Genomic DNA, 12,965 nt, shown 5'->3' with positions numbered 1-12,965 from the left:
TTGCCGGTGATCGCGGGACAAGTCGGAGCGCCGAACCGCCGCTCCCAGGGATTGGGCTGGTCTTCCTGCAGGAATCGCGATTGGGCTGCGCAGCAGCCCCTAACCCTCACCCAGGATCTCGACCACCTCGATGGACAGATCCCCCGCAGGCCGCCGCCATACCACTTCATCCCCAGGCCTTGCGCCAAGCAGCGCCCGCCCCAGCGGTGAACCCCAGTTGATTAGCCCGCGCGCTGCATCGGCCTGATCTTCCCCGACCAGTTGCACCTTGTGCTCCTCATCCTGCTCATCGACAAACCTCACCCGGCTGCCGATCTGGACCTTGTCCTGCGAGATCGCAGGTGGCACCACCTGGGCGCTCTGTACGCGTGTGCGGAAGTAGCGCAGGTCGCGCTCGGTATCGGCCAGGCGCTGTTTGTCGGCATGCTCACCCTGGGCTTGCAGATCGCTGTGCAGGGCAATGAGCGCCGCCACGCGTTGCTGCAGTTGCGCAAGACCGCTGGCGGTGACGTAGTTGGGCTGGTCGCTGACCCGTCGCTCCACCGGCTGGCTGGCCTGGGCGGCGGCCTGGTCTTCGTTGACGAATGCTCGGCTCATGAACGGCCTCCTTGTTTCTGGAGACCATGGTGAGGGTTGTCGAGTTTCCCTGAATGTCTGGCTGCGACCTAATTGTGACGATAGGCGCGCGCTGCACCGCGGTCTTTTTCCTGCTGCCATTCGCGGTCACGCTCGTCCCAGTAGCGCTCTCGGTACTGGCGCGTGTCTTCGCTGTTCTGCATGGCATGGCACTGACGAAAACCATCGTCCCAACCGCTTTCGTAGCGACGATCGTGGAGGTAGCGCGGGACGTCCTTGCGAAAATCTCCGACCATCAGCCCCGCTGCCTGGCGGCCACTGCTGCAGCCGTCCTGGAAACCATCGGCATAGGCCGGTGGGTAGCCCTGGTCGAGCATCTGCTCGCGGGTGGACTGGCAGCCGACCAACAGCAGGGTTATCCACAGGGCGAAACCGTACCGCGACATAGACACTGGACCTCCGGGTGATAGGGGAAGTCTAGGTCGTGGATTGTCGCGGCGATGTCAAAACGCCGTCGAAGGATTGCACGTCATGATGCGAATCCCTGTGGCCCCACGCAAAGGTATCAGTACTGGTACCACTTCAACTCCAGCATCACCTCGTTCTGCGCGGTGGCCAGGTGGCTGAACTCGCGCTTGGCGCTCAACCTCAGGCCCAGGTTCTGCGAAATCTCCCACTGCTGGTTCAGGCTCAGGCTGCGCCGCACTTCACCATTGGTGAAGTAATCGCCTTTTGCCTCCAGGGTCATGTTGCCCAGCCCGTTGCGCCACAGCAGGCCACCATTGAAACCGGCCGCCGGCGAGATGAACTCGGCGAAGTCATTGTGATGTTCGACCCGCACCGTACCGAGGGCAAAGCCCAGCAGGCCGTCGGCAAGCTGCCAGGTCCCACCGCCGCCGCCGTTGACGTGGCTGACCAGCACCTCGTCGTCATGCTTGCCCGGCACCCGCTCGAGGCCGCCAGCCACCTGCCACGACCAGGGCTTGAGCAGTTCGTTGCGCGGGGTCAGTGAGCGGATGGTGGCCAGGTCCAGGCGTTGCACCTGCCAGTCGTTGCCCTCGTACTGGCGCAGCTTGAGCTGGAGGATCTCGATCTGTGCGCCGAGCGGGAAGCCGTAGGCGTTGTCGTTGAGGTCGTGGTAGGCCATGCGCAAGCCGTACTCGGCGAAGGCGCGGTCTTCGCGGGTGCCGACACCCAGCTGCCAGGTACGCGACTGATGACCGTCCTCGGGCAGGCCGGGGCGTTCGATCTGCAGCGGTGGCGGCGGGTTGCGGTTGATCGCCCGCAGCAGCTCGAAGCTGCGCCTGGCCTGTTCGGGGTCACGCTCCTGGCCGGTGGCGCGGTAGCGTTCCAGGCGATAGGCGGCATCTTGTACCAAAGCCTGGCGTTCGCGTGGCAGGGCGGTGAACTCGGGGCTCTGCAATTGCGCAGTGTCGGCGCTGACGGCCAATACCTGCTGCTTTTCGTGATGGTCCAGTGGCTCGGCGCGGGCCAGCAGCTCGCGTTCGCGCGATGGCCGGTAGCGCACATCGGACACCAGCCCCGACTGCTTGACTGCCTTGACCGTATCGGTAGGGATGGCGGTGAGCGGGAACTGCGAGGTCAGGTCCAGCCCGGGGCGGGCGACCTGCAGCAGCTCCAGCAGGCGGTAGGAGCAGTTCTCGTCGAAGAAGAAATAGTCGAACTGCACCTGCTTGAGTTCCCAGACGTGCTCGACCATGCGCCCGGTCTCTTCAGGCGTCAGGTCCAGCTGGTACTCCCACAGGTCGCGGTTCTCCAGACTGCGGTATTCGGAGAGTTTCTCCTGGTACGGCATCATCGCGAACAGCCCGGGGTAGCCGCCCATCAGGCCTTTCCAGGCGTAGAGGATGCTGTTGTCGCTGCCTTCGATATAGGCGCCGAAGTTGATCGCGTAGCTGAGCAGCGTGGTGTCGTTGCTGCGGGTGTCGGCCTTGTCGATGCGCAGCAGGGTATGGCCGAACATCGAGGACGGGCTGTTGAGGTAGGCCGCCGGGAAGATCAGCACCGCGCTGTGCGGTGCGACGTCGGCGTACCAGCGGCTGTATTCCTGGCAGTCCGGGGTCGGCAGGTCGCTGAGCTGCAGTTGCTCGCGTAGCCAGCGGGTGCGCGCCGGAAAGACGCATTGGGCGTGTTTGTCGCCCAGGCTGGACGGGGCATACAGCGCATCGACCGTGGCCCGCAGTTCGCGATCCGGATGATGGGCGCCGTCCTCGGCGAGAAAGAATTTGTCGTCGTCCACATAACTGCGCCAACCGCCCAGCTTGGCGGTTTCGTAGTGACCCAGCGCGATCCAGTAGCGGTCGGCGGCCAACTGCTGCACGCGCGCGTCATCCAATGAAGGTGCCGCGTAGGCAGAGGCGCAGGCGCATAACGTCAGGTAGGCGAAGCGTTTGAGCATATCGGGCAACTACTTCTGAATGATGCCGAAGGGAGGCGGGCGAAACCCGCCCCGCAAGCGGGGCGGGCAGGTCGAACTTACGCTTCGGTAGCGTACTTCGCCAGTTGCGGATCCTTTTTCAGGACCGCGATGGTGTTGTTGTGGACATCTTCGGCAGTGACGTTGGCGCTGCTGAAGATCTGCTGGAAGTGGTCGTGGGTGACCGAGGCGAAGTGCGCGCGGTCTTCGGGTTTGACGCCCAGTACCACGGCGTAGGTGGTCAGGGCTTCGCCCTGGCCCTGAGCCATGTCTTCGGACAGTTCGTTCATGGTGCCATTCATGGCCAGCCACGATTTACCGCCGTAGGTGAGCGCTGCCTTGGTGGAGCAGCCGTTGGTGCCGGAGGTCATGCCGAAGGTGGCGTTACCGGAGGTGCCGTTGGTGGTGGAGGCCAGGAAGTGCGCCGGAGTGCCGCGCTGGCCTTCGAACAGCAGGTTGCCCCAACCGCAGTTCGGGCCGCCTGGCGCTTCGGCCATGGCATTGATCGAAACCGCGGCGAACAAGGTACCCAGAAGAATCCGTTTCATAGCGTTATTCTCTTTTTCGATACGTATCAATGATCAGGGTTGTCTGGCAGTTCACTGCCAGGACGGGGAAGCGTTTTACCCACCCGCGCAGTTTGGAGTTTAGGCACGATCCAATAGTTGCGTAGTTGATTGCGAAAAAATCTTGGACAAACCTTTTTAACGCCTGCGACATAAAGTCCCGCGGAGCCTTGCAAGGCGCGCGCCCCCGGCGCCAGAATGCTGCGTATCCGCCCCGCCGAAGTAAGGAAACCCAATGCCCGATCCTGTTGCTGCGCGCCTGCGTCTCGCGCCCGAAGCCCTGACCCGGCGTTTTTCCCCCGAGCAGTTTGCCTTCACCAACACCGATGATCTGGAGCCGTTTCGCGGAGTACTGGGCCAGGAGCGTGCCGTCGAGGCCCTGCAGTTCGGCGTGGCCATGCCACGCCCTGGCTACAACGTCTATGTGATGGGCGAGCCGGGCACCGGCCGCTTCTCCTTCGTCAAGCGCTACCTCAAGGCCGAGGGCAAGCGCCAGCAGACCCCGGCCGACCGGGTCTACGTCAACAATTTCGAAGACACCCGCGAGCCGCGTGCGCTGGAGTTGCCGGCAGGCACTGCTGGCGAGTTCATCGCCGACATGAACGGTTTGATCGGCAACCTGCTGGCGACCTTTCCGGCGGTGTTCGAGCACCCGTCCTACCAGCAGAAGAAGGGCGCCATCGATCGCGCCTTCAACCAGCGCTACGACCGTGCCCTGGATGTGATCGAACGCGCGTCGCTGGAAAAGGACGTGGCGCTGTACCGCGACGCCAGCAATGTCGCCTTCACCCCCATGGCCGAAGGCAAAGCGCTGGATGAGGCCGAGTTCGCCCAGTTGCCTGAAGAGGTCCGCGAGCAGTTCCACGAAGACATCGCCGAGCTGGAGGAGCGTCTCAACGAGGAACTGTCCAGCCTGCCGCAGTGGAAGCGCGAGTCGAACAACCAGCTGCGCGAACTGAACGAAGAAACCATCACCCTGGCCCTGCAACCGCTGCTGGCCCCTCTGTCGGAGAAGTACGCCGAGAACGCTGCGGTGTGCGCTTACCTGCAGTCGGTGCAGTTGAACCTGCTGCGCACCGTGGTCGAGCAACTGGTCGACGATGCCAAGACCGACGCGGTGGCGCGCAAGATGCTCGAGGAGCAGTACGCGCCAAGCCTGGTGGTGGGGCATCCGGTCAATGGCGGCGCGCCAGTAGTGTTCGAGCCGCACCCGACCTACGACAACCTGTTCGGTCGCATCGAGTACAGCACCGACCAGGGCGCGCTTTCCACCTCCTACCGCCAGCTGCGTCCCGGTGCATTGCACCGCGCCAACGGCGGCTTCCTGATCCTGGAAGCGGAGAAGATGCTGGGCGAGCCCTTCGTCTGGGATGCGCTCAAGCGTGCGTTGCAGTCGCGCAAGCTGAAAATGGAGTCTCCCCTGGGCGAGCTGGGGCGCATCGCCACCGTCACCCTGACGCCGCAGATGATCCCGCTCAACGTCAAGCTGGTGATCATCGGCTCGCGTCAGCTCTATTACGCGCTGCAGGATCACGACTCGGACTTCCAGGAGATGTTCCGCGTACTGGTCGACTTCGACGAAGACATGCCGATGGTCGACGAGAACCTCGAGCAGTTCGCCCAACTGCTGCGCACGCGCACCAATGAAGAGGGCATGGCGCCGCTGACCAGCGATGCCGTGGCGCGCCTGGCGACCTTCAGCGCGCGCCTGGCCGAGAACCAGTCGCGCCTGTCGGCGCGTATCGGCGACCTGTTCCAACTGGTCAGCGAGGCGGACTTCATCCGCCAGTTGGCCAACGACGAGATGACCGATGCCGGACACATCGAGCGCGCGCTCAAGGCCAAGGCGACCCGCACCGGGCGGGTGTCGCAGCGGGTGCTCGATGACATGCTCGCCGGCATCATCCTGATCGACAGCGAAGGCGCTGCCATCGGCAAGTGCAACGGCCTGACGGTACTGGAGGTCGGCGATTCGGCATTCGGCATGCCTGCGCGGATCTCCGCCACGGTCTACCCGGGCGGCAGCGGCATCGTCGACATCGAGCGTGAGGTCAACCTCGGCCAGCCGATCCACTCCAAAGGCGTGATGATCCTCACCGGTTACCTGGGCAGCCGCTATGCCCAGGAGTTCCCCCTGGCGATCTCGGCGAGCATCGCGCTGGAGCAGTCCTATGGCTACGTGGACGGCGACAGTGCTTCGCTTGGCGAGGCCTGTACGCTGATCTCGGCGTTGTCGCGCACGCCACTCAAGCAGTGCTTCGCCATCACCGGTTCGATCAACCAGTTCGGCGAAGTGCAGGCGGTGGGCGGGGTCAACGAGAAGATCGAAGGCTTCTTCCGCCTGTGCGAAGCGCGTGGCCTGACCGGCGAGCAAGGGGTGATCATCCCGCGCGCCAACGTCGCCACGTTGATGCTCGACGAGCGCGTGCTGCAGGCGGTCGAGGCCGGGCGCTTCCATGTCTATGCGGTGAGCCAGGCCGATGAGGCGCTGAGCCTGCTGGTGGGCGAGGACGCTGGTGCGCCCGACGAGAAGGGCGAGTTCCCCGAAGGCAGCGTCAATGCAAGGGTGGTCGAGCGCCTTCGGGCCATCGCCGAGATGATCAGCGAGGAAGAGATCAAGGACGCCGAAAAGGAACGGCTGGAGGAGATGGTGGCTGAGGCCAAGCCTGCCTGAGTCAATAAACCGGCGCTGGCGGCCAAGTGCTACCGTTCAGCGCCGGTTTTCCAGCAATGCTCACCTGTCATCTATGCTGGAACTTAAGGAGTTGTCAGGGTTCAGGATGGAAACAGCCTGTCGTGCAGGCTGAACTGGGCTTCTCAGAGGGGACGCCGCCATGCGCAACCTCAGCCTCACCCGCCAGTGCCTTGGCCTGGTGACCCGCATCGAGTGCAGCATCCGTCCGCTGGCCGGCGACAACGGCATGTGGACCTTGCTGTTTGCCGCCGGCATGGCCGGTGAGCAGCCTTCGGCGATCAAGGCGCAAGGGCCGTTTCATGGGCCGATGGTGGCCGAATCGGTGATGAACGCCATTGTCGACAGCTTGACCCTGCACGGCTACCAGGTGGCCGAAGATCCGCAAATCTGGTGCCTGCACTTGCAGGCGCAATTGCGGCGGATCAATGGCGAGCGTTGTCGCAACCTTGGGGACTACCAGTTCCGTCCGGACAATTGAAGAGGGCTCTGCGGCAACCCGCCGCAGACTTTTGCTGTCATAGATGGCTGGCTATACTCGCGCACGCTTTTTCAGTCATCTCATGAGCCCCTATCCTCCATGGAACGTATTCTCGAAAACGCGATGTATGCCTCCCGCTGGCTACTCGCTCCGATCTATTTCGGCCTGTCCCTGGGCCTGCTGGCGCTGGCGCTGAAATTCTTTCAGGAAGTGGTCCACGTCCTGCCCAACGTCTTTGCGCTGAGCGAGGCGGACCTGATCCTCGTGATCCTTTCGCTGATCGACATGTCGCTGGTCGGCGGCCTGTTGGTGATGGTGATGATCTCCGGCTACGAGAACTTCGTCTCGCAACTGGACATCGACGAGAGCAAGGAGAAGCTCAACTGGCTGGGCAAGATGGATTCTTCTTCGCTGAAGATGAAGGTTGCCGCGTCGATCGTGGCCATTTCCTCGATTCACCTGCTGCGCGTGTTCATGGATGCGCAGAACATCTCCACCGACTACCTGATGTGGTACGTGATCATCCACATGACCTTCGTGGTCTCGGCTTTCTGCATGGGTTATCTGGACAAGCTGACCAAGCATTGAGTCGGTGAAGGCCGTTTCGCGGGTTTACCCGCGAAAGGCACGACGCGGCCCGACCGACGGCCCCTTGCCTAATCCCAGCTTCTGTACAAAAAATGAGCACTCATGCGGGGTTTGCGCAGCGAGGTGCATTCATGAATCTGCATCAGCTCAATTCCGAGGCCAGGGCCGGCCACGTCGATGAACTCAACCTGATCGCCATCGAAGGTGGTGACTACCTGCTCGAGGCCCGGATCAAGGGGCATGCCCATCCTCTCCACGCCCCCCGCGGAGAGCGCTTGAGGGTGCACTCGGTCGAAGATGCACGATTGCTCCTGAAAGCCCTGCCGATGCTGTCGATGAATCTGGTGCACTGGTCGGTGCAGGATGAGATGTGCGGCATGGGCAGCCACCCGGAGGAAGACCTCAAGGTCCCGATTTCCCAGCGTTCTGCCTGGTAGCTGCTTCGCGCAGCCCCAGTGTGCTAGGCTGCTTGCCCTTTTCACCAAGGGCGCGGATGCAGTGCGCCCTTAAGCGGAGCAAGCCAATGTCCGAACTCAACCTGTCCACCGACGAATCCCGCGTCAGCTACGGCATCGGCCGTCAGCTGGGCGGCCAGCTGCGCGACAACCCGCCACCGGGTGTGAGCCTGGAAGCGATCCTGGCCGGCCTGACCGACGCCTTCAACGGTGCCGACAGCCGCGTCAGCGAAGCCGACCTGTCTGCCAGCTTCAAGGTTATCCGCGAAGTGATGCAGGCCGAAGCTGCCGCCAAGGCCGAGGCCGCCGCCGCCGAGGGCAAGGCCTTCCTGGTCGAGAACGCCAAGCGTGATGGCATCACCACCCTGGCCTCGGGCCTGCAGTTCGAAGTGCTGACCGCAGGTAGCGGTGCCAAGCCGAGCCGCGAAGACAACGTGCGTACCCACTACCACGGCACCCTGATCGACGGCACCGTGTTCGACAGCTCCTACGAGCGCGGCCAGCCTGCCGAATTCCCGGTAGGTGGCGTGATCGCTGGCTGGACCGAGGCGCTGCAACTGATGAACGCGGGCAGCAAATGGCGCCTGTACGTGCCGAGCGAGCTGGCCTATGGCGCGCAAGGCGTTGGTAGCATCCCGCCGCACAGCGTGCTGGTGTTCGACGTCGAGCTGCTCGACGTTCTGTAAGACTGCGTCGTCTTCATCGCGGGACCAGCCCGCTCCCACATGTGCCCCGCAGGCTCTAATGCGCAGGTGTACTGGTGGGAGCAACTGTCTTGTTCAAAATCTAAAGACCAGCCCAATCCCTGTGGGAGCGGGCTTGTCCCGCGAAGAGGCCGGTAATGCCGGCCTCAATTCCAATCCGTTCCCCCTGGGCGCAACGCCCGCGCATAGCAGAACAGAAACAGATTCCTCACCAGTTCCTTCAGTACTCCAGGCTCGCTCGAGCTCAGGCCGTTGAGGTCCAGGTCGCCCTGGTCACGCAGTTCGTCGAGTGCTTCTTCCTCGAGCACGGCACAGACTTCGCCGGTCTCGCGATGGAGGATGCGCAGGTAGGGATGGGGGCGGTCGAGCCAGGCGTCGATCAGGTAGGTCATGGCTATTCTCCTTGGAAAACTTTCCAATGAGAATAATTCTTATTATCAAAATAGCAAGTGACTATTGGATTAATTCTGCCAAAGGGTGCAGATGATCCTGTTGCAGGATCTGTCAGGGCCACCCGAGGGCGGCCCTGCAAATAGCCTCAGACCTTGCGCACGAACTCGGACTTGAGCTTCATCGCGCCGATGCCGTCGATCTTGCAATCGATGTCGTGATCGCCGTCGCACAGGCGGATGTTCTTGACCTTGGTGCCGACCTTGACCACCAGCGAAGAGCCCTTGACCTTGAGGTCCTTGATCACGGTGACGGTGTCGCCATCCTGCAGGACGTTGCCGACCGAATCCTTTTTCACCACGTCATCGCTGTTCGCCTCGGCGTCGCCGATGGCCGACCATTCGTGGGCGCATTCGGGGCAGATCAGTTGGGTGCCATCCTCGTAGGTGTATTCGGAGTTGCAGGCGGGGCAGGGCGGCAAAGTGCTCACTTCGGTTCCTTGGTGTACAGAGGGTTAAAGGCGCACATTGTATAAGGTTTGCGGCGAAAATGTTTTTTGTCCGCACAAAAGCATTCGCGGGCAAGCCAGCTCCCACAAAAGGCCTGATGTACTTGGGCCCTGTGGGAGCGGGCTTGCCCGCGAATGAAGACGATGCGATCTATCAGTGCGTACGCGCGACCGCGAACTCGCTCAGCTCGACCAGCGCATCACGATATTCGCTTGCCGGCAGCACTTCCAGGCAGGCGATGGCACGGGCGACGTAGTCGCGGGCCATCTGTGCGGTGTAGTCGAGCGCGCCGGAGGCTTCGACGGCGATGCGGATCTGCTCGAGGTCTTCCAGGCCACCCTTCTGGATGGCCTGGCGCACCAGCGCCGCCTGCTCTGGCGTGCCTTCGCGCATGGTGTAGATCAGCGGCAGGGTAGGCTTGCCTTCGGCCAGGTCGTCGCCGACGTTCTTGCCCAGGGTTTCGGAGTCGCCCTTGTAGTCGAGCAGGTCATCGACCAGCTGGAAGGCCACGCCCAGGTGGTCGCCGAAGGTACGCAGGGCCTCGCGCTGTTCGTCGCTGGCGCCGGCCAGCGCCGCGGCGCTGTGGGTCGAGGCTTCGAAGAGCATGGCGGTCTTGCCGCGGATGACGTCCATGTACACTTCTTCGGTGGTGCTGGCATCGCGCACGCGCGACAGCTGCAGCACTTCACCCTCGGCGATCACCCGGGTGGCCTTGGAGAGGATCTGCATGACCGGCATCGAGCCCAGCTCGACCATCATCTCGAACGAGCGCGAATAGAGGAAGTCGCCGACCAGCACGCTCGGGGCGTTGCCCCACAGGGCGTTGGCGGTGGAGCGGCCGCGGCGCATGCCGGACATGTCGACCACATCGTCGTGCAGCAGGGTGGCGGTGTGCAGGAATTCGATGGTCGCGGCCAGCAGGCGCAGGTCGTCGCCTTCGCGGCCCAGGGCCTTGCCGCACAGCAGCACCAGCAATGGGCGCAGGCGCTTGCCACCAGCGGATGTGATATAGTCGCCGATCTTCGATACCAGCGGCACGCGCGAGGTCAGCTGCTTCTTGATGATCTCGTCGACGGCGCTGAAATCGTCAGCTACCGCGCGGTAGAAGGATTGGGGTTGCATCGGCTGCTCCATTGAGGTTGCGCGGCATGCTAGGTCGCGGGTCCCGGTGTGTCAAGGCGCGCTGCCTGCACCCTCGGGGCGGCACTTGCAAGGCTTTGCCGGGTTGCGTACAATCGCGCACCCTAACTTCCTGGGCAGCACCTGCCTTACGCAATTGCACCGGGCCGTTCCAGCCTTGTGCAGCCATGCCAGCCAATACTCATCATATAAAGCGCTGGGTGAGCAGGATTATCGGAGATTCAAAATGTCCTACGCAGTAATCGTTACCGGCGGCAAGCAGTACAAAGTCGCTGAAGGTGAATTCCTCAAGATCGAGAAACTGGAAGTCGCCACTGGCGAATCCGTGACTTTCGATCGCGTTCTGCTGGTTGCCAACGGTGAAGAAGTCACCATCGGTGCTCCAGTCGTCGCTGGCGCCAAAGTAGTGGCCGAAGTGGTTTCGCAAGGCCGCCACGACAAGGTTCGCATCATCAAGTTCCGTCGTCGTAAGCACCACATGAAGCGCATGGGCCACCGCCAGTGGTTCACCGAGATCAAAATCACCGGTATCCAGGCTTAATCCCCTAGGTCCCCTGAATTTATTTGGAGAATTGAACCATGGCTCACAAGAAGGCTGGTGGTAGTACTCGTAACGGTCGCGACTCAGAATCGAAACGCCTTGGCGTGAAGATGTATGGCGGCCAGGTTATCAAGCCGGGCAACATCATCGTCCGTCAGCGCGGCACCGAATTCCACGCTGGCTACGGCGTTGGCATGGGCAAGGATCACACCCTGTTCGCCAAAATCGACGGCGTGATCAAGTTCGAGAAGAAAGGCGAGTTCAACCGCCGTTACGTGAGCATCGTCGCCGCTTAATCGCGACGTCGCTCCAGAAGCCCCGTCATGCGACGGGGCTTTTTCGTTTGTGGTGAGCCTCTTGCAAAGCTGTTTGTCTGGGCTGCCGGCGTTGGTTTCTGATGGTACGGGGCCGCCGCGCTCATTTTTGCAAGAGCCTCAGGGTTTTCTGGTTTTCAGCTCGTCGTCCGACGAGAGGCGGTTTTGAATGAAGTTTGTTGACGAAGTATCGATCCGGGTAAAAGCCGGTGACGGCGGTAACGGTTGCATGAGCTTCCGCCGCGAAAAATTCATCGAGAACGGTGGTCCCAACGGCGGTGACGGTGGCGACGGCGGCTCGGTGTACATGGTGGCCGACGAGAACCTCAACACCCTGGTCGACTACCGCTACACCCGCCACCACGAGGCCCAGCGTGGCCAGAATGGCGGCAGCACCGACTGCACCGGCAAGAAGGGCGAGGACCTGTTCCTGCGCGTGCCGGTCGGCACCACGGTGATCGATGCCTCCACCCAGGAAGTCATCGGCGACCTGATCACCCCCGGTCAGAAACTGATGGTCGCCCAGGGCGGCTGGCACGGCCTGGGCAACACCCGCTTCAAGTCGAGCACCAACCGTGCGCCGCGCCAGACCACGCCAGGCAAGCCGGGCGAACAGCGCGACCTGAAGATGGAAATGAAAGTGCTGGCCGATGTCGGCCTGCTGGGCCTGCCGAACGCTGGCAAGAGCACCTTCATTCGCGCCGTCTCGGCCGCCAAGCCGAAGGTTGCCGACTACCCGTTCACCACCCTGGTGCCGAACCTGGGCGTGGTCAGCGTCGACCGCTGGAAGAGCTTCGTCATTGCCGACATTCCCGGCCTGATCGAGGGCGCCTCCGAAGGTGCCGGCCTGGGTATCCGCTTCCTCAAGCACCTGGCCCGTACCCGTGTGCTGTTGCACCTGGTCGACCTGGCGCCGCTGGACGAGAGCAGCCCGGCCGATGCCGCCGAAGTGATCATCAACGAGCTGGCGCAGTTCAGCCCAGCACTGGTCGATCGTGAGCGCTGGCTGGTGCTGAACAAGGCCGACATGGTGATGGAAGACGAGCGCGACGAGCGTGTGAAGGAAGTCGTCGATCGCCTGAACTGGGATGGCCCGGTCTACGTGATCTCGGCCATCTCCAAGCAGGGCACCGAGAAGCTCAGCCACGACCTGATGCGCTTCCTTGAAGACCGCGCCGATCGCCTGGCCAACGACCCGGCCTACGCCGCCGAGCTCAAGGACCTCGACCAGCGTATCGAAGACGAGGCCCGCGCCCAGCTGCAGGCCCTGGACGACGCCCGTACCCTGCGTCGTACCGGCGTCAAGAGCGTCCACGACATCGGCGACGATGACGACTGGGATGACTTCGAGGACGACGAGGACGGTCCGGAAATCATTTACGTGCGCGACTGACCGGTTGCAGTACACTGAACGCCGCTCTTCGAGCAGTGTGCCGTGATCAGGCTTGGGCGTTGGGGGCATCTGAGAACAGGAACACCCCCCCCAACCCCCCTCCGCCCCCCTGGGAACCGAACTGCCCCCCTCCCGCCCCAACACCCCCCCCCCACACCCCCCGCCCACCCCCCATACCT

General features: G+C 62.7%; 15 protein-coding genes. 8 read left to right on the top strand and 7 right to left on the bottom strand.

The genetic code is table 11. From position 1 onward, the window contains the following. Positions 1-99: 99 nt before the first annotated feature. The 4 genes from ACPZMI_RS05215 to ACPZMI_RS05200 form a co-directional block, all read right to left on the bottom strand. Positions 100-597 (bottom strand): GreA/GreB family elongation factor, encoded by a 498-nt coding sequence (locus ACPZMI_RS05215; protein ID WP_426351815.1) that lies wholly within the window; start codon positions 595-597, stop codon positions 100-102. A 68-nt stretch (positions 598-665) separates the two neighbouring features. Beyond that, on the bottom strand, positions 666-1,022 hold the full coding sequence (locus tag ACPZMI_RS05210) for a hypothetical protein (protein ID WP_186668362.1): 357 nt from the start codon (positions 1,020-1,022) through the stop codon (positions 666-668). Positions 1,023-1,141: 119 nt separating this feature from the next. Further along, entirely contained in the window at positions 1,142-2,995 is a 1,854-nt protein-coding gene (locus ACPZMI_RS05205) for an Lnb N-terminal periplasmic domain-containing protein (RefSeq protein ID WP_426351814.1), read from the bottom strand. Positions 2,996-3,072: 77 nt separating this feature from the next. Beyond that, complete coding sequence (locus tag ACPZMI_RS05200) at positions 3,073-3,561, bottom strand: DUF3015 domain-containing protein (RefSeq protein ID WP_065864072.1); 489 nt, start codon at positions 3,559-3,561, stop codon at positions 3,073-3,075. Positions 3,562-3,814: 253 nt separating this feature from the next. Here ACPZMI_RS05200 and ACPZMI_RS05195 point away from each other — a divergent pair, with 253 nt between their 5' ends. The 5 genes from ACPZMI_RS05195 to bamJ all read left to right on the top strand — a co-directional run bounded on the left by ACPZMI_RS05195 (position 3,815) and on the right by bamJ (position 8,481). Then, positions 3,815-6,253: a Lon protease family protein gene (locus tag ACPZMI_RS05195; protein WP_186668359.1), complete on the top strand. Its 2,439-nt coding sequence runs from the start codon at positions 3,815-3,817 to the stop codon at positions 6,251-6,253. Between the two features lie 160 nt (positions 6,254-6,413). Next, on the top strand, positions 6,414-6,752 hold the full coding sequence (locus tag ACPZMI_RS05190; protein ID WP_186668357.1) for a PA4575 family protein: 339 nt from the start codon (positions 6,414-6,416) through the stop codon (positions 6,750-6,752). A gap of 99 nt (positions 6,753-6,851) precedes the next feature. Continuing rightward, positions 6,852-7,340 (top strand): TIGR00645 family protein, encoded by a 489-nt coding sequence (locus ACPZMI_RS05185; RefSeq protein WP_003247486.1) that lies wholly within the window; start codon positions 6,852-6,854, stop codon positions 7,338-7,340. 131 nt (positions 7,341-7,471) lie between these two features. Continuing rightward, positions 7,472-7,777, top strand: coding sequence for a DUF6482 family protein (locus ACPZMI_RS05180; RefSeq protein WP_186721516.1), 306 nt, complete (start codon positions 7,472-7,474; stop codon positions 7,775-7,777). An 86-nt stretch (positions 7,778-7,863) separates the two neighbouring features. Beyond that, entirely contained in the window at positions 7,864-8,481 is a 618-nt protein-coding gene (gene bamJ / locus ACPZMI_RS05175; RefSeq protein WP_186668353.1) for a BamJ family beta-barrel-assembly machinery protein, read from the top strand. A gap of 164 nt (positions 8,482-8,645) precedes the next feature. Here the strand turns inward: bamJ and ACPZMI_RS05170 are convergent, their stop codons facing one another. The 3 genes from ACPZMI_RS05170 to ACPZMI_RS05160 all read right to left on the bottom strand — a co-directional run bounded on the left by ACPZMI_RS05170 (position 8,646) and on the right by ACPZMI_RS05160 (position 10,520). Beyond that, on the bottom strand, positions 8,646-8,891 hold the full coding sequence (locus ACPZMI_RS05170; protein WP_186668351.1) for a PA4570 family protein: 246 nt from the start codon (positions 8,889-8,891) through the stop codon (positions 8,646-8,648). A 146-nt stretch (positions 8,892-9,037) separates the two neighbouring features. Further along, positions 9,038-9,379 (bottom strand): zinc ribbon domain-containing protein YjdM, encoded by a 342-nt coding sequence (locus tag ACPZMI_RS05165; RefSeq protein ID WP_186668349.1) that lies wholly within the window; start codon positions 9,377-9,379, stop codon positions 9,038-9,040. Positions 9,380-9,551: 172 nt separating this feature from the next. Then, a complete protein-coding gene (locus ACPZMI_RS05160) occupies positions 9,552-10,520 on the bottom strand; it encodes a polyprenyl synthetase family protein (protein ID WP_065864077.1) in 969 nt (322 codons plus the stop codon). Between the two features lie 244 nt (positions 10,521-10,764). Between ACPZMI_RS05160 and rplU the strand changes: the two genes are divergently transcribed. From rplU to cgtA, 3 genes are all read left to right on the top strand, one after another. Beyond that, positions 10,765-11,079 carry a 50S ribosomal protein L21 gene (rplU, locus tag ACPZMI_RS05155; protein ID WP_003247466.1) on the top strand — a complete coding sequence of 105 codons (315 nt, stop codon included), beginning with the start codon at positions 10,765-10,767 and terminating at the stop codon, positions 11,077-11,079. 38 nt (positions 11,080-11,117) lie between these two features. Next, complete coding sequence (rpmA, locus tag ACPZMI_RS05150; RefSeq protein ID WP_029614211.1) at positions 11,118-11,375, top strand: 50S ribosomal protein L27; 258 nt, start codon at positions 11,118-11,120, stop codon at positions 11,373-11,375. 187 nt (positions 11,376-11,562) lie between these two features. Beyond that, positions 11,563-12,786 (top strand): Obg family GTPase CgtA, encoded by a 1,224-nt coding sequence (gene cgtA, locus ACPZMI_RS05145; RefSeq protein WP_186668347.1) that lies wholly within the window; start codon positions 11,563-11,565, stop codon positions 12,784-12,786. Positions 12,787-12,965: the final 179 nt, after the last annotated feature.

This window comes from Pseudomonas wayambapalatensis (assembly GCF_049942315.1).
GTDB classification, from domain to species: Bacteria; Pseudomonadota; Gammaproteobacteria; order Pseudomonadales; family Pseudomonadaceae; genus Aquipseudomonas; species Aquipseudomonas wayambapalatensis.
The sequence above is the reverse complement of the archived record's forward strand: the minus strand, read 5'-3'. Positions and strand labels throughout refer to the sequence as shown.